The organism is Streptomyces sp. NBC_00154, assembly GCF_026342835.1.
Taxonomy (GTDB): Bacteria; Actinomycetota; Actinomycetes; order Streptomycetales; family Streptomycetaceae; genus Streptomyces.
This window is the reverse complement of the sequence record NZ_JAPEMI010000001.1, coordinates 4,827,521-4,851,854: the sequence shown is the minus strand read 5'-3', so window position 1 is coordinate 4,851,854 and position 24,334 is coordinate 4,827,521. Positions and strand designations below refer to the sequence as shown.

The 24,334-nt window shown below is 70.4% G+C and carries 24 protein-coding genes; 14 read left to right on the top strand and 10 right to left on the bottom strand.

Going from position 1 to position 24,334, the window contains the following annotated elements; all coding sequences use genetic code 11:
• The first annotated feature begins 53 nt into the window (after positions 1-53).
• Positions 54-848, top strand: coding sequence for a site-2 protease family protein (locus OHA03_RS21755; protein ID WP_267005467.1), 795 nt, complete (start codon positions 54-56; stop codon positions 846-848).
• Between the two features lie 15 nt (positions 849-863).
• Here the strand turns inward: OHA03_RS21755 and OHA03_RS21750 are convergent, their stop codons facing one another.
• A complete protein-coding gene (locus OHA03_RS21750; protein ID WP_267005466.1) occupies positions 864-1,040 on the bottom strand; it encodes a hypothetical protein in 177 nt (58 codons plus the stop codon).
• A 98-nt stretch (positions 1,041-1,138) separates the two neighbouring features.
• Positions 1,139-1,849, bottom strand: a complete 711-nt coding sequence (gene npdG / locus OHA03_RS21745; protein WP_267005465.1) for an NADPH-dependent F420 reductase — start codon at positions 1,847-1,849, stop codon at positions 1,139-1,141.
• A gap of 140 nt (positions 1,850-1,989) precedes the next feature.
• Between npdG and OHA03_RS21740 the strand changes: the two genes are divergently transcribed.
• Positions 1,990-2,592 (top strand): hypothetical protein, encoded by a 603-nt coding sequence (locus OHA03_RS21740; RefSeq protein ID WP_267005464.1) that lies wholly within the window; start codon positions 1,990-1,992, stop codon positions 2,590-2,592.
• 74 nt (positions 2,593-2,666) lie between these two features.
• Positions 2,667-3,959: an MFS transporter gene (locus OHA03_RS21735; protein ID WP_267005463.1), complete on the top strand. Its 1,293-nt coding sequence runs from the start codon at positions 2,667-2,669 to the stop codon at positions 3,957-3,959.
• Positions 3,960-4,012: 53 nt separating this feature from the next.
• Here the strand turns inward: OHA03_RS21735 and OHA03_RS21730 are convergent, their stop codons facing one another.
• Entirely contained in the window at positions 4,013-4,243 is a 231-nt protein-coding gene (locus OHA03_RS21730; RefSeq protein WP_267005462.1) for a hypothetical protein, read from the bottom strand.
• Between the two features lie 58 nt (positions 4,244-4,301).
• Here OHA03_RS21730 and map point away from each other — a divergent pair, with 58 nt between their 5' ends.
• Positions 4,302-5,159, top strand: a complete 858-nt coding sequence (map, locus tag OHA03_RS21725; RefSeq protein WP_267005461.1) for a type I methionyl aminopeptidase — start codon at positions 4,302-4,304, stop codon at positions 5,157-5,159.
• A gap of 203 nt (positions 5,160-5,362) precedes the next feature.
• Positions 5,363-6,028: a heme oxygenase (biliverdin-producing) gene (locus OHA03_RS21720; RefSeq protein ID WP_267005460.1), complete on the top strand. Its 666-nt coding sequence runs from the start codon at positions 5,363-5,365 to the stop codon at positions 6,026-6,028.
• Between the two features lie 145 nt (positions 6,029-6,173).
• On the opposite strand, the gene OHA03_RS21715 is transcribed toward OHA03_RS21720, so the two are convergent.
• Positions 6,174-6,860, bottom strand: coding sequence for a PhzF family phenazine biosynthesis protein (locus tag OHA03_RS21715; protein WP_267005459.1), 687 nt, complete (start codon positions 6,858-6,860; stop codon positions 6,174-6,176).
• Between the two features lie 312 nt (positions 6,861-7,172).
• Here OHA03_RS21715 and efeO point away from each other — a divergent pair, with 312 nt between their 5' ends.
• From efeO to OHA03_RS21695, 4 genes are read left to right on the top strand one after another with little or no spacing between them, the layout of a single operon-like run.
• On the top strand, positions 7,173-8,309 hold the full coding sequence (gene efeO / locus OHA03_RS21710; RefSeq protein ID WP_267005458.1) for an iron uptake system protein EfeO: 1,137 nt from the start codon (positions 7,173-7,175) through the stop codon (positions 8,307-8,309).
• Positions 8,310-8,340: 31 nt separating this feature from the next.
• The gene (gene efeB, locus OHA03_RS21705; protein ID WP_267005457.1) at positions 8,341-9,645 is read left to right on the top strand and encodes an iron uptake transporter deferrochelatase/peroxidase subunit; all 1,305 of its coding nucleotides are present in this window, start codon (positions 8,341-8,343) and stop codon (positions 9,643-9,645) included.
• A gap of 33 nt (positions 9,646-9,678) precedes the next feature.
• Positions 9,679-10,650: an iron uptake transporter permease EfeU gene (gene efeU, locus OHA03_RS21700; protein ID WP_267005456.1), complete on the top strand. Its 972-nt coding sequence runs from the start codon at positions 9,679-9,681 to the stop codon at positions 10,648-10,650.
• On the top strand, positions 10,583-11,518 hold the full coding sequence (locus tag OHA03_RS21695; protein WP_267005455.1) for a hypothetical protein: 936 nt from the start codon (positions 10,583-10,585) through the stop codon (positions 11,516-11,518). Before efeU ends, OHA03_RS21695 begins: the two co-directional genes overlap by 68 nt.
• Before the next feature lie 167 nt (positions 11,519-11,685).
• On the opposite strand, the gene OHA03_RS21690 is transcribed toward OHA03_RS21695, so the two are convergent.
• Entirely contained in the window at positions 11,686-12,432 is a 747-nt protein-coding gene (locus tag OHA03_RS21690; RefSeq protein ID WP_267005454.1) for a bifunctional DNA primase/polymerase, read from the bottom strand.
• 341 nt (positions 12,433-12,773) lie between these two features.
• Between OHA03_RS21690 and ddaH the strand changes: the two genes are divergently transcribed.
• Positions 12,774-13,613: a dimethylargininase gene (gene ddaH / locus OHA03_RS21685; protein ID WP_354006155.1), complete on the top strand. Its 840-nt coding sequence runs from the start codon at positions 12,774-12,776 to the stop codon at positions 13,611-13,613.
• Between the two features lie 34 nt (positions 13,614-13,647).
• On the opposite strand, the gene OHA03_RS21680 is transcribed toward ddaH, so the two are convergent.
• The gene (locus tag OHA03_RS21680) at positions 13,648-14,646 is read right to left on the bottom strand and encodes a small ribosomal subunit Rsm22 family protein (protein ID WP_267005453.1); all 999 of its coding nucleotides are present in this window, start codon (positions 14,644-14,646) and stop codon (positions 13,648-13,650) included.
• A gap of 195 nt (positions 14,647-14,841) precedes the next feature.
• Here OHA03_RS21680 and OHA03_RS21675 point away from each other — a divergent pair, with 195 nt between their 5' ends.
• Positions 14,842-16,176 carry a hypothetical protein gene (locus tag OHA03_RS21675; protein ID WP_267005452.1) on the top strand — a complete coding sequence of 445 codons (1,335 nt, stop codon included), beginning with the start codon at positions 14,842-14,844 and terminating at the stop codon, positions 16,174-16,176.
• Between the two features lie 59 nt (positions 16,177-16,235).
• On the opposite strand, the gene OHA03_RS21670 is transcribed toward OHA03_RS21675, so the two are convergent.
• Positions 16,236-17,531 carry a multidrug effflux MFS transporter gene (locus OHA03_RS21670; protein ID WP_267008120.1) on the bottom strand — a complete coding sequence of 432 codons (1,296 nt, stop codon included), beginning with the start codon at positions 17,529-17,531 and terminating at the stop codon, positions 16,236-16,238.
• A gap of 79 nt (positions 17,532-17,610) precedes the next feature.
• On the opposite strand from OHA03_RS21670, the gene OHA03_RS21665 reads away from it, so the two are divergent.
• Positions 17,611-18,618 carry a Gfo/Idh/MocA family protein gene (locus OHA03_RS21665; protein WP_267005451.1) on the top strand — a complete coding sequence of 336 codons (1,008 nt, stop codon included), beginning with the start codon at positions 17,611-17,613 and terminating at the stop codon, positions 18,616-18,618.
• Between the two features lie 13 nt (positions 18,619-18,631).
• Here OHA03_RS21665 and OHA03_RS21660 read toward each other — a convergent pair whose 3' ends face one another.
• A complete protein-coding gene (locus OHA03_RS21660; RefSeq protein ID WP_267005450.1) occupies positions 18,632-20,260 on the bottom strand; it encodes an alkaline phosphatase in 1,629 nt (542 codons plus the stop codon).
• Positions 20,261-20,578: 318 nt separating this feature from the next.
• Here OHA03_RS21660 and OHA03_RS21655 point away from each other — a divergent pair, with 318 nt between their 5' ends.
• Complete coding sequence (locus OHA03_RS21655) at positions 20,579-21,352, top strand: SDR family oxidoreductase (protein ID WP_267005449.1); 774 nt, start codon at positions 20,579-20,581, stop codon at positions 21,350-21,352.
• A gap of 230 nt (positions 21,353-21,582) precedes the next feature.
• Complete coding sequence (locus OHA03_RS21650) at positions 21,583-22,461, top strand: PhzF family phenazine biosynthesis protein (RefSeq protein WP_267005448.1); 879 nt, start codon at positions 21,583-21,585, stop codon at positions 22,459-22,461.
• 12 nt (positions 22,462-22,473) lie between these two features.
• Here the strand turns inward: OHA03_RS21650 and OHA03_RS21645 are convergent, their stop codons facing one another.
• Both OHA03_RS21645 and OHA03_RS21640 read right to left on the bottom strand, forming a co-directional pair.
• Positions 22,474-23,424 (bottom strand): NAD(P)-dependent oxidoreductase, encoded by a 951-nt coding sequence (locus tag OHA03_RS21645; protein ID WP_267005447.1) that lies wholly within the window; start codon positions 23,422-23,424, stop codon positions 22,474-22,476.
• Positions 23,421-24,326: a ScbA/BarX family gamma-butyrolactone biosynthesis protein gene (locus OHA03_RS21640; RefSeq protein ID WP_267005446.1), complete on the bottom strand. Its 906-nt coding sequence runs from the start codon at positions 24,324-24,326 to the stop codon at positions 23,421-23,423. Before OHA03_RS21640 ends, OHA03_RS21645 begins: the two co-directional genes overlap by 4 nt.
• Between the last annotated feature and the right edge of the window lie 8 nt (positions 24,327-24,334).

Genomic DNA, 24,334 nt, shown 5'->3' with positions numbered 1-24,334 from the left:
CCTGCCCGTGACGCGCTTCGCCCCCTGCCCCCCGAGCCACTTGGAGTCCGCTGATGACCACCGCAGTTGCCCGCAGCGACCGGCGAATCAGTCCCATCTTCCTCGGGATCGCCGCCGTCATGGCGGTCTCCGGCTGGGCCGTGTGGACGGACTTCGCCGAGCCGCCGGGGCTCGCGATCTTCCTCTTCGTCACGGCGGCCTGGGTCGTCTCGCTCTGTCTGCACGAGTACGCGCACGCGCGCACCGCACTGCACAGCGGGGACATCTCGATCGGGGCGAAGGGCTATCTGACGCTGAACCCGCTCAAGTACACGCATGCGCTGCTGAGCATCGTGCTGCCGGTGCTGTTCGTGATCCTGGGCGGGATCGGGCTGCCCGGTGGCGCGGTCTTCATCGAGCGGGGCCGGATCAGCGGCCGCTGGAAGCACAGCCTGATCTCTGCGGCGGGCCCCCTGACGAACGTACTGTTCGCGGTCGTCTGCACGGCGCCGTTCTGGCTGCACGCGCTGGACGGTGTCCCGTTGGGGTTCCGGTACGCGCTGGCGTTCCTGGCGCTGCTCCAGGTCACCGCGTCGATCCTGAACTTCCTGCCGGTCCCGGGGCTGGACGGGTACGGGGTGATCGAGCCGTGGCTGTCGCACCGGATCCGCCGTCAGGTGGAGCCGTTCGCGGTGTTCGGCCTGTTCGCGGTGTTCGGGCTGCTGTGGATCCCCGAGGTCAACATCTTCTTCTTCGACGCGATCCACAGCCTGTTGCAGTCGCTGGGCGTCAGCGAGTCCGACACGTACTGCGGCTTCGACGCCTACCAGTTCTGGCAGCAGTCGAATCCGTCCTGCGTCGCCGGTTAGGGAGTCCGGCCGCGGTCAGCCGGCGGCGGTCTCTGCGCGGTGCTTGCGCAGGTAGTACCACGCCATGTTGGAGGAGAGTCCGGCCAGCAGCACCCAGATGATCCCGAGCCAGGTGCCCTGGACGAAGGAGATCACGGCCGCACCGACGGCCAGGACGCAGACGGCGAGGGCGTAGAGAGCGAGGCGGGGCATGGGGGGCGGCTCCTGTCCGGGGTGGCGCACGGTCCCGTCCAGTGTCCCTCATGCCCCGTTCCGCTCTCCGCAGGGTGCGGCCGCGGGTGCCCTCGGGCTCAGACGTCGGTGGTACGCAGCCCGGCGTGCGCCTTGTAGCGGCGGTTGACCGAGATCAGGTTGGCGACCAGCGACTCGACCTGGTGGGCGTTGCGCAGCCGACCCGCGAAGATGCCGCGCATGCCGGGGATCCGGCCGGCGAGCGCCTGCACGAGATCGGTGTCGGCGCGGGCGTCGCCCAGCACCAGCACATCGGTGTCGATCTCCTCGATCGCCTCGTCCTGGAGCAGTACCGCCGAGAGGTGGTGGAAGGCGGCGGTGACCCGGGACTCGGGCAGCAGGGCGGCGGCCTGCTCGGCGGCGCTGCCCTCCTCGGGCTTCAGGGCGTACGCGCCCTGCTTGTCGAAGCCGAGCGGGTTGACACAGTCGATGACGAGCTTCCCGGCGAGCTCGTCGCGCAGCGACTCCAGCGTCTTGGCGTGGCCGTCCCACGGCACGGCGACGATCACGACGTCGCTGCGGCGGGCGCACTCGGCGTTGTCGGCGCCCTCGACGCCGAGACCCAGCCCGTCGGCGGCGGTCCGGGCGCGGTCGGCGACGCGGGAGCCGATGATCACCTTCTGCCCGGAGCGTGCGAGCCGGTAGGCGAGACCGCGGCCCTGCGGGCCGGTGCCGCCGAGCACGCCGACGGTCAGCCCGGATACGTCGGGAAGGTCCCAGGGGTCCTTGGCGGGGGGCTTGGGCGCGCTGCCGCTGTCATTCGTAGTCATGGTCCCGACACTACTGCGCGCGATGGAGGGGAACGCAGCGTGTCACCCCTGCGACATCCGTCACTGCACCTGCCCCCGTTCGGCTGGTTCGGTGCCGTTCGCCGGTGCGGGGGACGGGTCCTGCGGCATGATGCCGGGCCATGGATGCCGTACGCGTCGCCCTGCTCCGTGAAGTGCTCGCCGGGACCGAGTGGCCCGCGGCGGCCCGCCGGTTCGCGGGGGCCCTCCGGTCGTCCGTCGTTCCGCACCGCGGCGGGCTGCTGCTGGTGGGGACGGCGGCGTACGAGCCGTGGCACCTGGCGGCCCATCTGGTCGACGAGTCCACCTGGTCCGGGCTGCCGGAGCTGACGCCCACGCTCGTACGGCACCGGGTGGAGCCGGGCGACCCGGCGCATCTGGCCGTCGGGCTGGGCCGGATCGAGGCGGCCGGGCGGGGCGAGACGCTGTTCCTGGTGGCTCCGGAGCGGCCCGGGGACGGGCTGCTGGAGCGGGTGCACGACGCGCGCCGGGCGGGGGCGACGGTGCTGTCGCTGGACAACGGCGACCCGGAGGTGCGGGGGCTCGCCCATGAGACGCTCGCGGTGACCTGCCGCGACGATGTGGACCTGGACACCGTGCAGCATCTGGTGAGCGCGGCGGCCGGGGAGAACAGCGTCCCCGCACCGCGCGGCCGCCATCGCTTCCGGGACCGGCTGTCCCGGCTCGCCGACCAGCTGACCGCGCCGCCGCCCGCGCGATGGTGACGAGGACGAGGCCGCCGCAGGCCCCGGCAAAACCGGTTGCACAGGGCACGTACGGCGCCGGACCATGACCCCTCGTGACCTCTGCCACCGCCCTGCCCGCCAGGCTCTCCGCGCTCCTGCCCGACCTCTCGCCCTGGCGTTCCTCGGCCGACTTCCGACTGCTGTGGGTCCAGGGCCTGGTCACCTACTTCGGCAGCTTCATGGCGCTGATCGCGCTGCCGCTCCAGATCAAGGAGCTCACCGGTTCGCCGCTCGCCGTCGGCGCGATGGGTGCGGTCGAGCTGGTGCCGCTGGTCGTCTTCGGTCTGTACGGCGGGGCGCTCGCCGACTCCGCGGACCGCCGCAAGGTGATCCTGGGCACCGAGGCGGGGCTGGGGCTGCTCGCGCTCGTCCTCCTGGTGAACGCCGCGCTGCCCGACCCGATGCTCTGGCCTCTCTATCTCGTCGCGGGCGGCGTCTCCGCGCTCGCCGGGCTCCAGCGGCCCGCACTGGACTCCCTGATCGCCCGGATCGTGCCGCACGACCAGCTCACCGCGGCCGCCGCCCTGAACTCGCTGCGCTGGCAGTTCGGCGCGATCACCGGCCCGGCGGTGGCGGGTCTGGTGGTGGCCTATGCGGGGCACGCCACGGCGTACACGGTCACCGTGGTCACGTTCACCGTCTCCGTGCTCCTCTGTCTGCGGCTGGCGCCCGCACCGCCCGCCGAGCACGCACGGAAGCCGTCGCTGCGCGGCATTGCCGAAGGGGCGAGGTACGCCTGGAGCCGGCCGGTGCTGCTGGGGACGTACGCGATCGACCTGGCGGCGATGTTCTTCGCCTTCCCGAACACGATCTTCCCGTTCCTGGCGGACGAGCTCGACGCCGACTGGTCACTGGGGCTGATGTACGCGGCGGGGTCGGTCGGCTCGCTGGTACTCGGCCTGACCAGCGGCTGGACGTCACGGGTGCGGCGGCACGGGCTGTTCGTGGTCTTCGGGGCGGCGGCCTGGGGGCTGGCGATCGCGGCGGCCGGCTGGTTCAGCAATGTGTGGCTGGTGCTGGTCTGCCTCGCGGTGGCGGGCGCGGGCGACATGCTCAGCGGTCTGGGCCGCTCCACGATCTGGAACCAGACCATCCCGGAGGAGCTGCGCGGCCGGCTGGCGGGCATCGAGGTGCTCTCGTACAGCGTGGGGCCGCAGCTGGGACAGGTGCGGGCGGGCGCGATGGCGGGCTGGACGGGCACGCGGTCCGCGATCTGGACGGGCGGGGTGGCGTGCGTGGCCTCGGTCGCGCTGCTGGCTGCGGCGCTGCCGAAGCTCCTCACGTACGACTCCGAGACGGACGCGGACGCGGTACGGCGCCGGCAGTCCAGCCCCTCCGGCGTGTGAGGAGCAGGGTCCGGGGCCGGAGCCCCGGGGCAGCTGCCGGACGGGCCGGAACCCTACGCGTCGGCCTCCGGAGGCGTGGCCTTGTCGTGCCACTTGGGGTCGTTCTCCCACTCCAGATTCCGCTCGCGCGCCGTGTCCATCGCGTGCTGTGCCTCCTCACGGGAGGTGTAGGGGCCGAACCGGTCCTTCGCGGGGCACTCGGGGCCTTCCTCGACCTTCTGGTGCACCAGGCAGTAGTACCACTCGCCCGGCTTGCCGACCGTGCGCTTCTTGAACAGGGCCATCATCGGCTCCTTTCCTCGGAGCCATGCTGCCCCAAGCTCGCTGGTTAGACTCGCTGACATGTCTGGCCAGTCGCTGCTCGTACCAGGGGAGATCACTCCCATCCGTTCCGTACCGGGAAATATCCGGCGCCCTGAGTACGTGGGCAAGCCGGCTCCTGCCCCGTACACCGGCCCGGAAATCCAGGACGCCGACACCGTCGAGCGCATGCGCATCGCCGGCCGGATCGCCGCACAGGCGATGGCCGAGGCAGCGAAGCACATCGCCCCGGGCGTGACGACGGACGAACTCGACCGCGTCGCCCACGAGTTCATGTGCGATCACGGCGCCTATCCGTCGACGCTCGGCTACCGCAGCTTCCCCAAGTCGCTCTGCTCGTCACTCAACGAGGTCATCTGCCACGGCATCCCGGACTCCACGGTGCTGCGCGACGGCGACATCGTGAACCTCGACGTCACCGCGTACCTCAACGGTGTGCACGGCGACAACAACGCCACCTACCTCTGCGGCGATGTGGACGAGGAGTCCCGGCTGCTCGTGGAACGCACCGAGGAGTCGCTGAACCGGGCCATCAAGGCGGTCCGCCCCGGGCGCCAGATCAATGTGATCGGGCGGGTCATCGAGTCGTACGCCAAGCGCTTCGGGTACGGCGTGGTCCGGGACTTCACCGGGCACGGGATCAATTCCTCGTTCCACTCCGGCCTGATCATTCCGCACTACGACAGCCCGCACGCGACCACCGTGATGCAGCCCGGCATGACATTCACCATCGAGCCGATGCTGACGCTCGGGACGCACCAGTACGACATGTGGGACGACGGCTGGACCGTGGTGACGAAGGACCGCAAGCGCACCGCCCAGTTCGAGCACACGCTGGTGGTGACGGAGACGGGCGCCGAGATCCTGACCCTTCCCTAACCGTTCGTACGCGATCCGCAACCCCGGCGAACGGGCGGAACCGGGCGTATCGTTTTTACCGACGGACCGTCGGGAAGCTGTTGACTTAGGTAAGCCTAAGTTGGAGGATCGGAGATGTCGACAGTGGCTGCCGAGCGCAGTTGCTGTCGGCTTTTCCGTCTCCTTCCGGACTTCCCTCCCTCCTCGGTCCCCGGAGGCCCGCCTTGGACGCAACAGCCGCCACCACACCCTTCTCGACACTGATCCGTACGGCGTCGCACGAACAGCACACCGAGGCGGAGACCTCGACCTTCATGAGCGACCTGCTCGGCGGGCAGCTCGGAGTCGTTGCGTACACGCGCTACACCGAGCAGCTGTGGTTCGTCTACCGGGCGCTGGAGGAGGGCGCGGAGGCACTGCGTACCGACCCGGTCGCCGGTCCGTTCATACAGCCGGAGCTGATGCGCACCGCGGAGCTGGAGCGCGATCTGGCGCATCTTCGCGGTGCGGACTGGCGCAGGGGCCTGAAGCCGCTGCCCGCGACGGCCGCGTACGCCGACCGGGTCACCGAGTGCGCGCGCACCTGGTCCGCCGGATACGTCGCGCACCACTACACCCGCTATCTCGGGGATCTCTCCGGCGGCCAGATCATCCGCGACAGGGCGGAGCGGACCTGGGGCTTCGCGCGCAAGGGGGACGGGGTCCGGTTCTACGTCTTCGAGGAGATAGCCAACCCCGCCTCGTTCAAGCGGGGTTACCGCGAGCTGCTGGACGCGGTGGACGCGGACGAACTGGAGAAGATGCGGATCGTCGACGAGTGCAGGCGCGCGTTCGCGCTGAACACGGCGGTGTTCCGGGAGCTGGGCGAGGTGTTCCCCCGCTGTGCGTAGGGCCCCGGCGGTGCGGGAGGGCTGACCGGGTTCTGACGGTGGGCCCGGTCACCCGCGCCGCTTCGTCCTCAATCGCCGGACGGGCTTGAATGCGTCCCTGCGATGCCACAACGCCGACGACACGCTTGAATTCGCCCGTCCGACGTCACAGCGCCGGTGACAGGCTTGATTGCGCCAGCAGGACGCGGCCCCCGATTTCCACCGTGCCGTCCGGTGCGGGTGCGGTGAGGATCTGGGAGCCGCGCCCTTGTCTGATGTTGAGGGCGCGGCCCAGTTGCGCGCTGAGCAGCAGCGCCGCCGCACCTGTCGCCTCGTCCTCGACGATTCCGTCGTCCCGCCGCGGGAAGGCCCGCGCCCTGACCCGTCCCGCCGCCTCGTCCTCCCATGCCCATACGTACAGCCAGCCCTCCCCCGGGGGCGGTCCGGTCAGCGCCTCGACCTCGGCGACGGATGCGTACTGCTCCAGCGTGCGCGGTGGCACCCACTCGGGGCGGGCCGCGATCCAGCTGAACTCGCCGTCCTGGCGGGCGTAGATCTCGCCGACCGGCAGCTCCAGGATCTCCAGGTCCAGCAGCCAGGCGGAGCCCACGAGCGGATGCCCGGCGAACGGCAGCCGGAGTCCCGGCGTGTAGATGTCGACGTACCCGCGCTCGGGATCGTCGACGAACACGGTCTCGCTGAAACCGAGCTGCCCGGCGAGCGCCTGCCGGGACGCCTCATCGGGGTACGTACGCCCGTCGCGTACCACCCCGAGGGCGTTGCCGTGCCGTCCGTCCGGACCGCAGAACACGTGCAGTACGTCGATGCCTGCGGGTACGTCGTAGTCACTCACGTGCGCATTCAAGCATCGTGCGGCCCGGTGGTGCCGCAGGAGCGGACCGGACGGTACGGCGGCGGGGCCGCGGCGACCACTCCGGCACCGAGGCGCCCCTCCTTCGCACCACCAAGTACGGATTGACCATCTCTTGACCCTTTCATGGGACACCCATGGGCTGACTGTGATCGCCCCGTTCTCCGGCACCCCAGGTGAGAGCTGAATCACTGCACGGGCGGGTACCGGTGAGGTAAGCCTCGGTTAAGTTAGGTCCGCCTCACCCGCCTCTTCCCGGCCTTGTTCATCCTCTTCAGCCTTTGTGGAGCCCGTATGCGAGCCGTTCGTCTCTCCGTCGTCACCGCTGTCGCCACCGCGGCAGCTCTGACCGCCGTCACGGGCTGCGCCGAGAAGAGCGACGGCAAGGGTGACGGCGGGGTGAAGGTCACCGCGAAGGACGACTCCTGCGCGGTGTCGAAGAAGAAGCTCCCGGCCGGTCACATCGCACTCGCCGTGGAGAACAAGGGATCCAAGGTCACCGAGGTCTACGTCCTCTTCCCGGACGACCGCATCGTCGCCGAGCGCGAGAACATCGGCCCCGGCACCAAGGCCACCATCACCGCCGAGGTCAAGGCCGGTTCGTACGACGTCGTCTGCAAGCCCGGCATGAAGGGCGCCGGCTTCCGGCAGCAGATCGAGGTCACCGGCGGCACCGCGGTCAAGCGCAGCCCCGAGATGGACGAGGCCGTCGCCGGCTACCGCACCTATGTGCAGGAGCAGGCCGACGAGACGCTGCCGAAGGTCAAGGTCTTCACGGACGCCGTCGCCGCCGGTGACATCGAGGCCGCGAAGAAGGCCTACGCCGACTCCCGCATCGGCTGGGAGCGCACCGAGCCGGTCGCCGAGTCCTTCGGTGACATCGACCCCAAGGTCGACGTCCGCGAGGACGGCCTGGAGGACGGCCAGAAGTGGACCGGCTGGCACCGCCTGGAGAAGGCGCTGTGGCAGGACAAGAAGCTCGGCGCCGAGGAGAAGGCCCTCGCCCCCGTGCTCTACAAGGACCTCGTCGACTGGCAGAAGCGGGTCGGCAAGGCGGAGATCACGCCGACCTCGATGGCCAACGGCGCCAAGGAGCTCCTCGACGAGGTCGCCACCGGCAAGGTCACCGGTGAGGAGGAGCGCTACAGCCACACCGACCTGATCGACTTCAAGGCCAATGTCGAGGGCGCGCAGAAGTCGTACGAGCTCCTGAAGCCGATCGCCTCGAAGAACGACGCGGCGCTGACCGCCACCCTGGACAAGCAGTTCGCGGCGCTGAACACGCTGCTGGACAAGTACCGCGAGGACAAGAACTCCTACGAGTTCACCTCGTACGACAAGGTCGGCAAGGCGGACCGCAAGGAGCTGTCGGACGCCGTCAACTCGCTGGCCGAGCCGCTGTCGCGGCTCGCCGCCGCAGTGACGAAGTAGTGACGAAGTGACGGGCGGGGAGGCACCGATCATGTCCGAGGAAAGTCAGAACACCGCCGGGACGGACGTCGCCGACGCAGGCGTCGCCGAGGCGGACGCCACCGGCGGCCGCGCCCCGTCGCGCCGTGCACTGCTCGGCTGGGGCGGTGCCGGGCTGGCGCTCGGCGCGGTCGCGGTCGGTGGCGCGGTCGCCGCGGTGCGTACGGAGAACGACGCCGTGCCGGCCGCGGACAGCGGCGCCGCGGTGCCGTTCCACGGTGTGCACCAGGCCGGTATCGCCACCGCCGTCCAGGACAGGCTGCACTTCGCCGCCTTCGACGTGACGACGAAGGACCGGACCGAGCTGATCGCGCTGCTCAAGGAGTGGACGCGGGCGGCCGAGCGGATGACGGCCGGTCATGCGGTCGGCGACGGGGCGTACGGCGGTCTCGCCGAAGCACCGCCGGACGACACCGGCGAGGCGCTGGGGCTCAAGCCGTCCCGGCTCACTCTGACCATCGGCTTCGGTCCCTCCCTGTTCGCCAAGGGGAGGTTCGGCCTTGAGGACCGACGCCCGGAGGCGCTCGTCGATCTGCCGAAGTTCCCCGGCGACAATCTCGACGCGGCCCGCAGCGGCGGCGACCTGTGCGTCCAGGCGTGCGCGGACGACCCGCAGGTCGCGGTCCACGCCATCCGCAACCTCGCCAGGATCGGCATGGGCCGCACCGCGATCCGCTGGTCGCAGTTGGGCTTCGGCAAGACGTCGTCGACGACGCCCGACGCCCAGACCCCGCGCAACATGATGGGCTTCAAGGACGGCACCCGGAACATCTCCGGCACCGACACCGCGGCCCTCGACAAGCATGTGTGGGTCGGCGAGAAGGACCAGGCCGGCTGGATGACCGGGGGTTCGTACCTGGTGGCCCGGCGCATCCGCATGCACATCGAGACCTGGGACCGGACCGGACTCCAGGAGCAGGAGGACATCTTCGGCCGGGACAAGGGCGAGGGCGCCCCTGTCGGCAAGGCGAAGGAGCGCGACGAGCCGTTCCTGAAGGCGATGCTGCCGACCGCCCATGTGCGGCTCGCCCACCCGGACAGCAACGACGGTGCGAAGATCCTGCGCCGCGGCTACTCCTTCACGGACGGCACGGACGGCCTGGGCCGGCTGGACGCCGGGCTGTTCTTCCTCGCCTACCAGCGCGATGTCCGGAAGGCGTTCATTCCGCTGCAGCGCCGCCTCGCGGCACACGACGCACTCAACGAGTACATCCAGCACGTGGGTTCGGCGCACTTCGCCGTCCCGCCGGGCGTCCGCTCCAAGGACGACTGGTGGGGCCGGGCGCTGTTCTCGTAACGGGACTCGAAGCGGAAAAAGGAGAACCGAAACGTGTTCAGCAACTTCCTGATCGGCCTGCGCGAGGGCCTTGAGGCCAGCCTGGTCGTCTGCATCCTCATCGCCTATCTGGTGAAGACCGGCAACCGGAGCAAGCTGCTGCCGATCTGGGTCGGGGTCGGCATCGCGGTCGTCGTCAGCCTGGCGTTCGGCGCGGGTCTCGAATTCGGCTCGCAGGAGATGACGTTCAAGGCGCAGGAGGCGCTCGGCGGTTCGCTGTCGATCGTCTCGGTCGGCCTGGTCACGTGGATGGTGTTCTGGATGCGGCGCACCGCGCGGCATCTGAAGGCGGAGCTGCACGGCAAGCTCGACGCGGCGCTCGCGATGGGCACCGGCGCGCTGGTCGCCACGGCGCTCCTCGCCGTCGGCCGGGAGGGGCTCGAGACCTCTCTGTTCGTCTGGCGTGCGGTGCATGCCGCGGACGACGGCTGGCATCCGATGATCGGTGCGCTGCTCGGGATCGCCACGGCCGTGGTGCTGGGCTGGCTGTTCTACCGCGGTGCACTGCGGATCAACCTGGCGAAGTTCTTCACCTGGACCGGCGGCATGCTGGTCGTCGTCGCGGCGGGCGTGCTCGCGTACGGCGTCCACGATCTGCAGGAGGCCGAGTTCCTCGGCGGTCTGCAGAACCGGGCGTTCGACATCAGCGCCACCATCCCGCCGGACAGCTGGTACGGAACGCTGCTGAAGGGCACCTTCAACTTCCAGCCCGATCCGACCGTTCTTCAGGTCACGGTGTGGGCGCTCTATCTGATCCCCACTCTCGCGCTGTTCCTCGCCCCGGTAGGGTTCGGACGGTCAGTGGGGGCGACGGATCAGAAGGCGCAGAAAGCAACGGATGAGAAGTCTGAGGCCGATTCGGCTGGCGACGGGGCTCGTGACAGCGACGGTGCTGAGCATGACGGCGAGCGGGTGCGTGACGGTGCACGGCGAGCTGGAAGTCGTACCGGCGGCGACGAAGTCTGAGGCCGCGAAGGCCCTTACGGACTTCACTACCGCGTACAACGCGGCGGACAAGGCCTACGACCCTGCGTTGGACGCGGACCGGGTCACCGGTTCCCTCGGTGCGATCAACCAGGCCGGTCTGCGGGCGCGGCAGAAGAACAACCCCAACGGCAACGCGAACCACCGGCCGCTGGAGCTGACCGACGCCACGTATCTCATCCCGAAGAAGGCCGGCTGGCCGCGCTGGTTCCTCGCGAACACCGACTCCAACCGCGACCAGGACAGCGGGAAGCAGGACACCAGCTGGCTGATCGTCTTCGTCCGGACCGGTCCCGACGCGGTCTGGAGGGCGTCGTATCTCGCGGTCGTGACGCCGTCCGAGCTGCCCGCGTTCGCGAAGGACGGCGACGGGCGGGCCCGGCCGGTCACCGCGGACAGCACCGAACTGACCGTGGCGCCGAAGGACTTGAGCACGCAGTACACGCAGTACCTGCAGAAGGGCACGCCGGACGTGTTCGCCCCCGGGGTCGCCACCTCGGCCTGGCGGAACGAACGCAGAAACAGCCGACGGGCGGGCTTCTCCTTCCAGTTCATCGACCAGCCGCTGGACAGCGGTATGTTCGGTCCGCTCGGCCTGGAGACGGAGGACGGCGGGGCGCTGGTCTTCTTCAGCAGCAAGCACTTCGAGCAGCAGACCGCGGCGAAGGGACTGCGTCCGCCGGTCAACGCGGATGTGCAGGCGCTGCTGACCGGCGAGGTGAAGACCACCCTCACCAAGGAGCGGGTCTCCAGCCAGCTGGTGTACGTCCCCAAGAAGGGCGCCGGGAAGGGCGCCAAGGTGATCGTGCTGAACCGGCTGCCGGGACTCACGGCGGCGAAGGGCTCGTAGGCGCGGTCGCGCGCTGCCGTGAGCGGCGTCCCGTTCTGCCGGGAGCCTTCCCCCGCTGCCTGTGGTACAGGGTCGCGCTGCCCGTGCTACAGGGTTCGCGCTGCTCGTGGAACAGGGCTCGTGAGGCCCCATGTCCCCGGCTCCCCGTACTTCCGCTGCGGGGGATCTCAGCGGCTGAGCGGCCAGGCCACCGAGTCGTGGTCGAGATCGCTCTGGTCCGCCGTGTCGGCGTACTGCGCGCAGGCGTCGGTGAGCGTCTCCAGCAGCGTCAGCGGGTCCGGCAGCGGGTTCTCCGGACCGCGGACCCAGTGCACGTCCAGCTCACCGGGGAGCATGGCGGGCGGCAGGAGTACGTAGCTTCCGCGGCAGTGCCAGCGCATCCCCGGATGCTCGTCCATGGTCTCGGGATGGCAGTCCAGCTCGCAGGGCCACCACTCGTCCTCGTCCTCGGGAGTGCCGCGGGTGGCGGTGAAGAAGAGCATCCGGTCGTCGCCGGAGACGGCCACCGGGCCGACGTCGATGTCCGCGGCGAGGAGCCGCTCCAGAGCCTGCTTGCCCGCGGTCAACGGCACGTCGAGGACGTCGTGGATCATGCCGGTCGCGGTGATGAAGTTGGCCTGCGGCTGACTGCGGGCCCAGCGCTCGATCTGGGCACTGTCGGTGGTGGACTGCGTCTGCCAGGCGAACGAGATGGGATGCCGGGCGGGGGTGGGACAGCCGATGCGTTCGCACGAACATCGGTAGCCGACCGGGTGGGCGGCGGGCGCGATGGGCATTCCGGCTTCGGCGACAGCGAGGAGCAGCGCCTCCCGTGCGGTGTCGTCGACGTCGCTGTCCTGCGGTTTGGGTCGTCGGCGAAACCATTGGGAAAACTTGCTCTCTGTGCCGCGAGAACGGCCGAAATCGGCGCCCATCAATCCCCTTACCTCAGCGTTGCCCCTGCCTATGGTCCCACCATCCTGCGCCTCGGGTGGCCAGAGTTCTCAAGCGGGGTGCGTGGACCGGCGCACTGAGCTGGGCACTATGCCAATAATTGGCCTGAAATGGCAGGTGTGGCTCGGGAGGCATCCGTCGGCGGAGCGGGACGGGACGTAGCACATCGGCGCCTCTGCGTAATCGTTACCGAGCCGCCCGTACAACCACCCGATCGGTTTACTGCGCGGTCGCCCCGCACGGCGCACCATGGGCTCACGCACAGACCCGTGCGAGCCCCGACTGTCCGCAGGCCACCCCTGCTGTCCGTGAGGAGCCCCCATTGCCTCGTGAAGCCACACCCTCATCGCTTCGTGAAGCGACCCCGCGCCGCTACCTGATGTGCGCCCCGACCCATTTCGAGGTCACGTACTCCATCAACCCTTGGATGGACCCGAGCAAGCCGGTCGATCTGCAGCTGGCCCAGGCCCAGTGGGAGGACCTGCGCGACCGCTACCGGGCGCTCGGCCACACCGTCGAGCTGCTCACCCCGCGTCCCGACCTGCCCGACATGGTCTTCGCCGCCAATGGCGCCACCGTCGTGGACGGCCGGGTGCTGGGCGCCCGGTTCGCGTACCAGGAGCGGTACCCCGAGGCCGAGGCGCACCGGGACTGGTTCCGGGACCACGGCTTCACCGAAATCCATGAGCCGGCCCATGTCAACGAGGGCGAGGGCGATTTCGCGGTCACCTCGTCGTACCTCCTGGCCGGGCGCGGCTTCCGGTCCAGTCCGCTCTCGCACGACGAGGCACAGGAGTTCTTCGGACGGCCGGTGATCGGGCTCGACCTGGTGGACCCGCGCTACTACCACCTGGACACGGCGCTGTGTGTGCTCGACGAGGCGGGCGACGAGATCATGTACTACCCGGGCGCCTTCTCGCCGGGCAGCCGCTCCGTACTGAGGCGGCTCTTCCCCGACGCGTTGACAGCCGAGGAGGCGGACGCCGCGGCGCTCGGGCTGAACGCGGTCAGCGACGGCCTCCATGTGCTGGTGCCCCAGGGCGCCGCGGGCCTCTTCGACCCGCTGCGGGCACGCGGCTTCGAACCGGTCCCGATGGACCTGAGCGAGCTGCTCAAGGGCGGCGGCAGCGTGAAGTGCTGCACCCAGGAGCTGCGCGCCTAGGGTCTTTCTTCCGGCCTGATCCGGAAGCGAGGCTCTAGGCGTCGTCACCGGGGGGCGGCCATGCGTCGCCCCACGCGATGTCCCGGGCGGCCCGGTACAGCTCGCCGTGCCGCTTGGTGACCGTGGAGCGCTTCAGTGCCTCGTCCCGGGTGCAGAGGTCCAGCAGCACCTGCCCCTTGCGGATCTGCGGCTTGCGGGTCACCCGGGCGAGTACCGGCTCGGTGGCGAAGCGGGTCGCCACGACATAGCTGAACTTCTCGTCCTCGTACGGCAACGATCCGCCCTTCACCTGCCGGTGCAGCGAGGAGCGGCTGACCCGGGCCGAGAAGTGGCACCAGTCGGTGCCCGGCTCGATGGGGCACGCCTCGCTGTGCGGGCACGGCGCGGCGACCGTCAGCCCGGCGGCGATCAGCCGGTCGCGGGCCTCGATGATGCGGGCGTACCCGTCGGGGGTACCGGGCTCGACGATCACGACGGCCTGCGCGGCGGCCGCGGCCGTGTCGACGAGGGCGGTGCGGGCGGCCGCCGTCAGCTCCCCCAGTACGTAGCTGACGGTCACCAGGTCCGTGGCGTCGAGCTCCAGACCCGCACCGATCCGGGCTCGCCGCCAGTCGGCGGTGCGCAGGGCCTCGACACCGGAGGCATCGGCCAGCTCCCGGCCGAGGACGAGGGCGGGCTCGGCCCAGTCGAGGACGGTCGTCCGGTGCCCCTCCCAGGCCCCGGCCACGGCCCAGCTCGCCGCTCCGGTGCCGCCGCCGATGTCGGTGTGGGTGGCGGGTGCCCACTCCGGGGCGGCCTCGCGCAGGGCGGCGAGGGCGGACCGTACCGCTTCGAAGGTCGCGGGCATCCGGTACGCGGCGTACGCGGCGACATCGGAGCGGTCGCGGAGCACCGGGGCATCGGTCGGGGTGGTCCCCCGGTAATTGGCGATGAGCCGGTCGACAGCCTGCGCGGCCTGCTTGGGCGGCAGCCCGTCGAGGAGTCCGGCCAGCGCCGCGCGCAGGGCTTCCGCGGTGGAGAGGGTGACGTTCACCGAAAAAATTGTAGGCGGATACCACCGGCCGTTCTCCGGCCGGTGCCTGTCCCGTCCGGCGCACCGTCGCCCGCAGTCGGCCCCCGCACCACGGCCGCCGAGCTCAACTGCCTGGGAGTCTGGGCCAGTTGCTACGCTGATCGGCGCGAGGTCAGGAATGCTCACGTGGGGTCGGAAATGCTCATCGAGGGGACCATGCGACAGAAGATCGTGCGCCTGACTCTGGTCGCCGGGGTGCTGGTGCTTGCCCTGCTGCTTCTGCTGGCCACCTGCGGTGCCGGGGGGAAAGGGAACGAGGGCGAGGGGGACAAGGGCGACGGCGGGCCGAAGAAGCCGGTCCGGACGGGTACGGGCCCGGCGACGCAGCTCACCGTTCCCCCCGCGTACACGACCCGACGCGGCTGGGAGCTCATCAACACCTCGCCCGACTACGCGATCTCCCGGACGACAGGTCGCCTCGCCTATCTGCTGCGGGTCTCCGACAACCAGTACCGGCTGGAGACCATCGACTCGGAGACCGGGAAGGCCGGCTGGAAGGGCGAGAACTGGCGGCCGCCGGCCTCGAAGCACTTCCCGAAGCTGCTCCTGGTCACCAAGGACGACGTGGAGTATTTCGTCACGTGGGCGTACGGGAAGGTCGGCGTGAACGCCCTGACCCCGGCCGACACGATCGTCTCCCTCGATGTCTACAACGCGACGGACGGCTCCCGGCAGCGCATCGAGGTGCCGTGGAACTCCGCACCGACCGTCGACACCAGCGGACCCGGCATCCTGATCAGCGACGGCCGCACCAACAGCGTGCTGGTCGACCCGGCGAGCGGCCGGATCACGAAGATCGCCCCCACGGCGCTGAAGTACCCGAAGGGCTGCCCGTCCTGCAGGCAGCTCACCGAGGTGTTCGGACTGACCACGAAGGGCCTGCTGGTCAGCGGCGCACGGGAGTTCTGGGTGCAGGGCGGCTGGTTCAGCCGGAATGTCGCCCCGAAGGGCACCGACCGTTCCAGCGGGATCCCGACGTCGGTGGCCCCCGGCTGGGTTCTGGCGAAGTGGCAGCTCGCGAAGGGCCAGAAGCGGGCGACGACCCATGACCTGTGGGCGGTGCACGACGCGGAGACGGGGAAGCCGGTGGCCACGGTGGAGTGCCACAAGGTGGCGATCAAGCCGGGCCAGTATCCGCAGGCCGTCATGTCGCCCTCGCGGACGTACCTGGTGGCCGGGAACCTCGCCTTCGACCTGGAGACGAAGAAGGGGTTCTGTCTCGAGGCGACGGACGGATCGAAGCCGCTGACCCTGGTCTCCGTGACGGACGAGGGCACCGCGTACGGCGCGACGCCCGGACGCAACGCGGCGGACGTGCTGGCCGGCCGCGGCCGTCCGGCCCAGGTCGAGGTCACCAGCGGGGTGCCGGAGGCGCTGCCCGCGAATGTGCGGCTGCCGGCCACGGAGGCCGCGGCGGGGGTCGGCGTGTTCCGGTGGACGGACGAACTGGACCGGCTGCATCTGCTCGGCTACCCGCGCGCCGACCGCTAGAGGGTGCCGGGCGGATCACGGCCCGGACACCCCTGGGCGAGTGGCTCGAGGGTCTTTGCTCAAACCCTTGCGCCACCGCGCTGCCAGGGCCGGCACAGGCCCAGGAAGCACGCCATGGCACCGACCGCGCACACCAGCTGGACAACCGCCATGGGTACGGCCGTCGCGTCCCCCGCGATACCGACGAGCGGTGAGGCGACGGCCCCGATCAGGAACGACGACGTACCGAGCAGCGCCGAGGCGGAACCCGCGGCGTGCTTGGTGCGCATCAGGGCCAGGGCGTTGGTGTTCGGCATCGCCAGCCCCATCGCCGACATCAGTACGAAGAGTCCGGCGGCGACCGGCACCAGACCGACGTCGCCGAAGACCCCGGACGTCATCAGCAGCAGCGCGGTCGCGGCCAGCACGATGACCGCGAGCCCGAAGCCGAGCGCCTTGTCCAGGCTGATCCGGCCCACCAGTACCTTGCCGTTGATCTGGCCGACGGTGATCAGGCCGATCGAGTTGATGCCGAAGAGCAGGCTGAAGGTCTGCGGCGAGGCACCGTAGATCTCCTGCACGACGAACGGCGAGGCGCTCACGTACGCGAAGAGGGCTGCGAAGGCGAGGCTGCCCGCGACCATGTAGCCGGTGAACGTGCGGTCGCCGAGGAGTCCGCGCATGGTGCGCAGCGCGTCGCCGACGCCGCCGGTGTGCCGTTCCTCCGGCGGCAGCGTCTCGTGCAGCCACTTCCAGACGACCAGGGTGAGCAGCACGCCGACAACCGTGAGGACGGCGAAGATGCCCCGCCAGTCGGTGAACCGCAGCACCTGTCCGCCGATCAGTGGCGCGATGACCGGTGCGACGCCGGAGATCAGCATCAGGGTGGAGAAGAACCGCGCCATCTCCACGCCGTCGTACATGTCACGGACCACGGCCCGGGCGATGACGATACCGGCCGCACCGGCCAGTCCCTGCAGGAGGCGGAAGCCGATGAGGAGTTCCGTGGTGGGCGCGAAGACGCAGAGGGCGGTGGCGAGTACGTAGACGACCATGCCGAGCAGGAGCGGCCGGCGCCGGCCCCAGCGGTCGCTCATCGGTCCGACGACGACCTGGCCGAGCGCCATGCCGCCGAGGCAGGCGGTGAGGGTGAGCTGGACGGTGGCGGCGGGGGCGTGCAGGGCGTCGGTGACCGCGGGGAGCGCCGGGAGGTACATGTCCATGGAAAGCGGCGGAAGCGCGGTGAGACCGCCGAGGACGAGGAGGCCGGTGCGCCGGGCCGCGGCGATGACGGTCGGACCGGACGCGGTCCGGATGCCGGTCCTGTCGGTCGGTATGTGGGTGTGCTGGGCTCGGCTCACGCCGCTCTCCGGCATTCTCATCTCCAAATAGTTGAATCCGCCCTCTATGCTCTCAGCTCAGCCGGAGTGGTCGAGACCTTTTTTGGGAGCAGGCATGAGCAGGACCGTGCGTTGGGGCGTGCTGGCTACGGGTGGCATCGCCGCGACCTTCACCGCTGACCTGCAGGGGGTGCCCGGCACGGAGGTGGTGGCCGTGGCCTCGCGCACGGACACGTCGGCCAAGGCCTTCGCCGAGCGGTTCGGGATACCCAGGGCGTACGGCAGCTGGGCCGAGCTCGCCGCGGACGACGAGGTCGACGTGGTGTACGTGGCCACACCGCACTCCGCGCACCGGGAGGCCACCGCGCTCTGCCTGAAGGCCGGAAAGCACGTGCTGTGCGAGAAGGCGTTCACGCTCAATTCCCGGGAGGCGGAAGAGCTCGTGGCGCTCGCCCGGGACCGTGGCCTCTTCCTGATGGAGGCGATGTGGACGTACTGCAACCCGGTCGTCAGGCGGCTGACCGCGCTGATCGCCGACGGTGCCATCGGCGACATCCGTACCGTGCAGGCCGACTTCGGGCTCGCGGGCCCGTTCGGTCCCGACCACCGGCTGCGGGACCGGGCGCTGGGTGGCGGTGCGCTGCTGGACCTGGGCGTGTACCCGGTGTCGTTCGCGCAGCTGCTGCTGGGTGAGCCGGACCGGATCCAGGCCGATGCGCTGCTCTCCCCGGAGGGCGTCGATCTGAACACCGGCATGCTGCTGGGCTGGGAGTCGGGCGCCACTGCGCTGCTCAGCTGCTCGCTGGTCGCGGACACCCCGCAGACCGCCTCGATCACGGGCACCCGGGGGCGGATCGAATTCCCGCGCGGTTTCTTCCACCCGGAGCGGTTCGTGCTGCACCGGCCGGGACACGACCCGGAGGAGTTCACCGCGGGGTCGTCGGACGAGGGGCTCAGCGGGATGCAGTTCGAGCAGGCCGAGGTGGTACGGGCGCTGCGGGCGGGCGAGACGGAGTCGCCGCTGGTGCCGCTGGACGGTTCGCTGGCGGTGATGCGGACGCTCGATGCGGTACGGGACCGCATCGGCGTCCGCTACCCCGCGGACGGCCTCGGCCGACCGTGACGTAGGCAGTACTTCACGCAGGCGTGAGGCCCTGGTTACCCACCTCCGTGACGAACGATCCGGCTGTCGCGACGGGCGCACCGGGCGTGGTGACGGCCGACACCGTGCGGAAGTCGGCGCGTGCCTGCTCCCGGCCCAGCGTGACGACCGCGTACCCGCGCCGTCCGTTGAAGAACTTCATGTGCGGGTTGGCCTGCATCTGGTTGTTCCAGCTGGCCGGCTTGTCCGAGCCGTCCTTGCCGCTGGTGATGGACGTGGCGACGATCTCCGTGCCGAGCGTGCGGGACGACGGGTCGTCGAAGTCCTTCTTCAGGTCGAAGCCGTAGCCGACGTGCACATCGCCGGTCAGCACCATCAGGTTGTCGATCCCGGCGGCCTCCGCGCCCTTCAGGATCCGGTCCCGGGAGGCCGGGTAGCCGTCCCACGCGTCCATGGACAGCTTGAAGGCGTCGGTCGGCACGTCGCGCCGCTGGGCGAAGGTGACCTGCTGCGGTACGACGTTCCAGGTGGCCCGCGAGGCATGCCAGCCGTCGAGCAGCCAGCGCTCCTGGGTGGCGCCGGTCAGGGTGCGCGCCGGGTCCTCGGACTCCGGTCCCGGCTTCTGCCAGCCGTCCCCGTACGCCTGGTCGCTGCGGTACTGACGGGTGTCGAGGATGTCGAACTGGGCGAGCCGGCCGAACTGCAGGCGCCGGTAGAGCTTCATGTCGGGCCCGGTCGGCCGCTGCGGGGTGCGCAGCGGCTGGTTCTCCCAGTACGCGCGGTACGCGGCGGCGCGGCGCAGCAGGAACTCCTCCGGCGGGACGTCGTTCTCCGGGATGTCGCCCGCGTAGTTGTTCTCGGTCTCGTGGTCGTCCCAGGTGACGACGAAGGGGTGTGCGGCGTGCGCGGCGCGCAGGTCCGGGTCGGACTTGTAGAGGGCGTACCGCAGCCGGTAGTCCTCCAGGGTGACCGTCTCCCGGTTGAAGTGGGCGGGGAGTGTGCGGTCCGTGTAGTTACGGGCTCCGCCGGTCGCGGTCACGGCGTACTCGTAGAGGTAGTCGCCGAGGTGGAAGACGACGTCGACGTCCTCCTGCGCAAGGTGGCTGTACGCGGTGAAGTAGCCGTCGTGGTAGGCCTGGCAGGAGACGGCGGCAAGGGTCAGCGCGCTGTTGCGGGCGTACCGGGCGGGGGCGGTGCGGGTCCGGCCGACCTGGCTGATCCACTTCCCTGCGCGGAAGCGGTAGTAGAGGACGCGGTCGGCGTCGAGGCCCTTGATCTCGACGTGGACGCTGTGGTCGAACTCCGGGTGGGCGGTGGCGGTTCCGCGCCGGACGATCCGGGTGAAGTTCTCGTCGCGGGCGAGCTCCCAGCGCACCTGGACGCGGGCGTTCGGCAGTCCGCTGTCCGGCTCGTACGGGCGGGGTGCGAGTCTCGTCCACAGCAGGACCGAGTCGGGCAGTGGGTCACCGGAGGCGACTCCGAGGGTGAACGGGTCCTCGCTGATCCTTCCGGCGTCCAGATCGGCGGCGCTCGCGGCGCCCGCGGTCGGCAGGTTGACCGAGAAGGCGAGCGCGGCGGCGGCACCGGTGACGGTGAGAAAGCGGCGGCGGCCGACGTGGCGTGCGGCGTCGCGCATCTCCTGCTGGTGCGATGAGTACGTCATCTGTCCCTCCCCTGACTGGCGGTGTACGCGGGGAAGTCCACCGGTCCCGCACATCGAGTGGCTGTCGTGTTCGCGTCGCGCAGGCGTCGCGCTGATGAGAAGTGCGGCGGGATCGCCCCTCGGGGGACGAATTGCGCTGGGGTACCGCAGACAGACAGGTACGCAGACGGAGAGGTACGCAGTCGCAGGAACATGATCATCGTCAAGCGGCCCCGGCGGCACTGGAATCGCCGACGAATGATCAAGAAATCATTCCGTCGAACCCGAACCGGCCGCCCGCCGGGGACCTTTGCCCCGGGAGGCGTACGCTGCGGCGTCATGAGCAACAAACTGTTGAACTCCGATGCGAAAACGGCCGTCGTCACGGGCGCGGGCTCCGGGATCGGCCGTGCGGTGGCTCTTGCCCTGACCGGCGCCGGCTGGTCGGTGGCGCTCGCGGGCCGCCGCCCCGGACCTCTCGCCGAGACCGCCGAACTGGCCGGGGAGAAGGCCAGGGTGATCACCGTCCCCGCCGACGTCTCCCGCCCCGATGACGTGACCGCGCTGTTCTCCTCCGTACGGGAGTGGATCGGCCGGGTCGACCTGCTGTTCAACAACGCGGGCACGTTCGGCCCACGCTCCGTCCCGGTCGAGGATCTGTCGTACGACGACTGGCGCACCGTGGTCGAGGTGAACCTGACGGGGGCGTTCCTGTGCGCGCAGGCGGCGTACCGGCAGATGAAGGAGCAGGACCCGCAGGGCGGCCGGATCATCAACAACGGCTCGATCTCGGCCCATGCGCCGCGCCCGCACTCGGTGGCGTACACGGCGACCAAACACGCCATGACGGGGCTGACGAAGTCGCTGTCGCTGGACGGGCGCCCGTACCGGATCGCCTGCGGCCAGATCGACATCGGCAACGCGGCGACCGAGATGAGCGACCGGATGCAGAGGGGCACCCTTCAGGCCAATGGCGAGCTGGCGGTGGAACCGGTGATGGCGGCGGACGACGTGGCCCGGACGGTGCTGCACATGGCGGAGCTGCCGCTGGAGGCGAATGTGCAGTTCGCCACGGTCCTGGCGACGACGATGCCGTACGTGGGCCGCGGTTGACAGCCGACGCCTCAACCGAACCCTGGGCCGCATCCGACCGTTTTCGGCTCGGGACGGGCGGGTCTGCGCTCCCCCGGCTCCTGCTCCTGCTCCTGCTCCTGCTCCTGCTCCTGGACGGAGACGGGCAACGGCATCGGGAACTGCCACGGGGCCGACGCCGCGGCCGCGACTCGGGGTGCCGGCCGTCCCGGCCGGGAATGCCTTGAACCGCCGTGCGGTTGACCTGCGTCATGACTCAGATTTCAGGCACCGAGGTCCTGCGCTACACCGCGTTCTCCGCCGACCCGGAGGGCGGCAACCCGGCGGGTGTCGTCCTCGACGCATCCGGTCTCGACGACGCGGCGATGCTCGCCGTCGCGGCCGAGCTCGGCTACAGCGAGTCGGCGTTCCTGACCGGGCCGGGCGAGTCGGGCGGATCGACCGGTCGCGGTTATACGATCCGCTACTTCAGCCCGAAGGCGGAGGTCCCGTTCTGCGGCCACGCAACCGTTGCGACGGCCATCGCCCTCGCCGAGCGCAACGGACCCGGGGACCTGGTCTTCACCACGCAGGCGGGCACGGTCCCGGTCACCGTCGCCCAGGAGGGCGCCGAGCTCCGCGCCACCCTCACGAGCGTGGAGCCTCACGTCACGGATGTCGCTCCGGACGACCTGGCCGAGGCGCTGGCCGCCCTGGACTGGCCGGCCGCCGACCTGGACCCGGCGCTGCCGCCCCGTATCGCCTATGCGGGCGCCCGCCACCTGGTGCTGGCCGCAGCAAGCCGCGAGCGGCTCGCCGACCTCGACTACGACTTCGCGCGCCTCGAAGCGCTGATGCACCGACTCGACCTGACGACCATTCAGCTGGCGTGGCGCGAGTCGCCGGCCGTCTTCCACGTCCGCGACCCGTTCCCGGTCGGGGGTGTGGTCGAGGACTCGGCGACCGGCGCGGCAGCGGCCGCCTTCGGGGCCTACCTGCGCGAGCGGGCCCTCGTCCCGGACGCCGCCGTCCTCACCCTCCATCAGGGCGAGGACATGGGCCGCCCCGGCACGCTCACGGTCGAACTGCGTGCGGGCGACGCACGGGTGCGGGTGAGCGGGACGGGGACGCGGATCCCGGCGGCGGAGTGACGCAACGGGCGGCTATCGCCCCAGGAACTGCCGGTACCAAGGGGCGTGCCGGGCGAAGGTGGCGGCAAAGCCCGCGCCCGGCTCGCAGCCGACGTCCTGCCAGACGCGTTCGTCGGCGAACCAGTGGTCCACCGCGAGCATGTCGAGATGATGCAGGGCGTACGGGACTTCGGCCAGCCGGGTACGGGCGGCGTCGACACCGATGCCCGCATCCGTCCAGGGCAGCCCGAGTTCACCGATGACCGTCGACAGTAGTTCCGAACAGGCCACCGGCTCGGGGTGGTTGACGTGATAGACCCCCGTCGGCCGCTTCGGGGAGAGCGCCGCGCCGAGCAGCGCTCTGCCCAGCGTCTCGACGTCGATGAGCGAGTGCCGCGCCTCGCACCCGGTCAGTCCTACCCTCAACTGCCCCAGCAGGGCGACGAGTCCGGGCACCGCCCAGCGGTCCCCGGCCCCGTGCACGATGTGCGGGCGCACTACGGCACCGCCCGCCGCGAGGACGTGCTGCTCGGCGGCTGCGCGGGTCAGGCTGGTGGCCGAGGCGGGGGCAGGCTCCACCCGGCCCGGCAGCAGCCCCGTGAACGGGCCGCGCCCGTAGACGGATGCAGTGCTCAGGTGGACGATCCGGGCGACGCCGCTGCGGGCGGCCTCTTCGACCAGGGCGCGGGTGCCGTGGTCGTTGACGGTCGTGGCCGTCTCCGTGTCGCCGCCGATCTGCGAGGCGCAGTGGATCACGGCGTCGATCCCGTCGCAACTGCCGTGCAGGGAGGCGGGATCGGCGAGATCTCCGTACACGGTCTCGACGCGGGTACCGATGCCGGTCACGACATCGCGACCGCTGTCGGGCGCGGTCCGGTGCGTCATCAGGCGCAGGTGCGCCCCGGGGACCTGGCGCGCGGCGGCCACGACATGGCTGCCGATGAATCCGGTCGCTCCGGTGATGAGGATGCGTGGCGCCGTCATGACCGTGTGCCCTGCGCCTCTTCGGTGCGGTCCGGGGAGTCGAGCGTGCAGGTGAAGACCGTTTCGCCGTCCTGGGTGGCCCGAACCTCCACCCTGGTCGTCGACCGGGTGTCCGCCGGGACGATCCGGGCCTCGATCCAGCAGGGACGGTCGAGTTCGACGTAGCGCAGGAAGGCGGCCTCCAGCGACACAGGCAGGAAGGCACACCCGGGGCGGACGGCATTGGCGGCCTGTCGGGCCGCCTCCAACAACAGAATTCCCGGCACATGGTCGTTGGGCCGGCCGAAGAGGGTCGGGTGTCCGGTGTCGAGCCGCAGCTGCCAGGCACCCTGGCGCGGAGTCGGTGCCAGCACGACGTCACGCTCCGAGGTCCGCCCCGCCTCGTGCGGCGCCACGGCCGGAAGGAGGGGGACGGGTACGCCGTTCACGGCGAGGCGGTCCCCCCGCAGCCGCTCGTACACCTTGGCCGACGTGCAGCTGATCCGGCCGCCGCCGGTTGCGATCCGGCTGCCGCTGCGGTGCAGGAGCAATTCCAGGTCCATGGAGCCGATGCCCCGGCCCCGGCGCCTGATCCGGGAGCAGGAGACGTCGACGGTGATGTCCCAGGGGCCGCCGGGGTGCTCGGGGTGCGCGTCCAGGACGAGGCGTCCGGGCGAGGAGATGTAGCCCAGCTCCCACATCACGAACTGGTCCCCGACCGGCACGTCGAACTCCGCGTGAGCGAGCAGCATCGTCGTCTGCCGCATGGTCTCCGCGATCAGCAGCGGGTCCTGGTAGCGGCCCGCCACGGGGGCGAAGAAGCGGTGCACGCACGGCCAGCGGGCCGACACCGAGAACTGGGTGTCGGTCTGTCTGGTCCAACCGGTGGGAAAGACGTCCTCGGGATCGGAACGGTGGACCAACTGCCGTG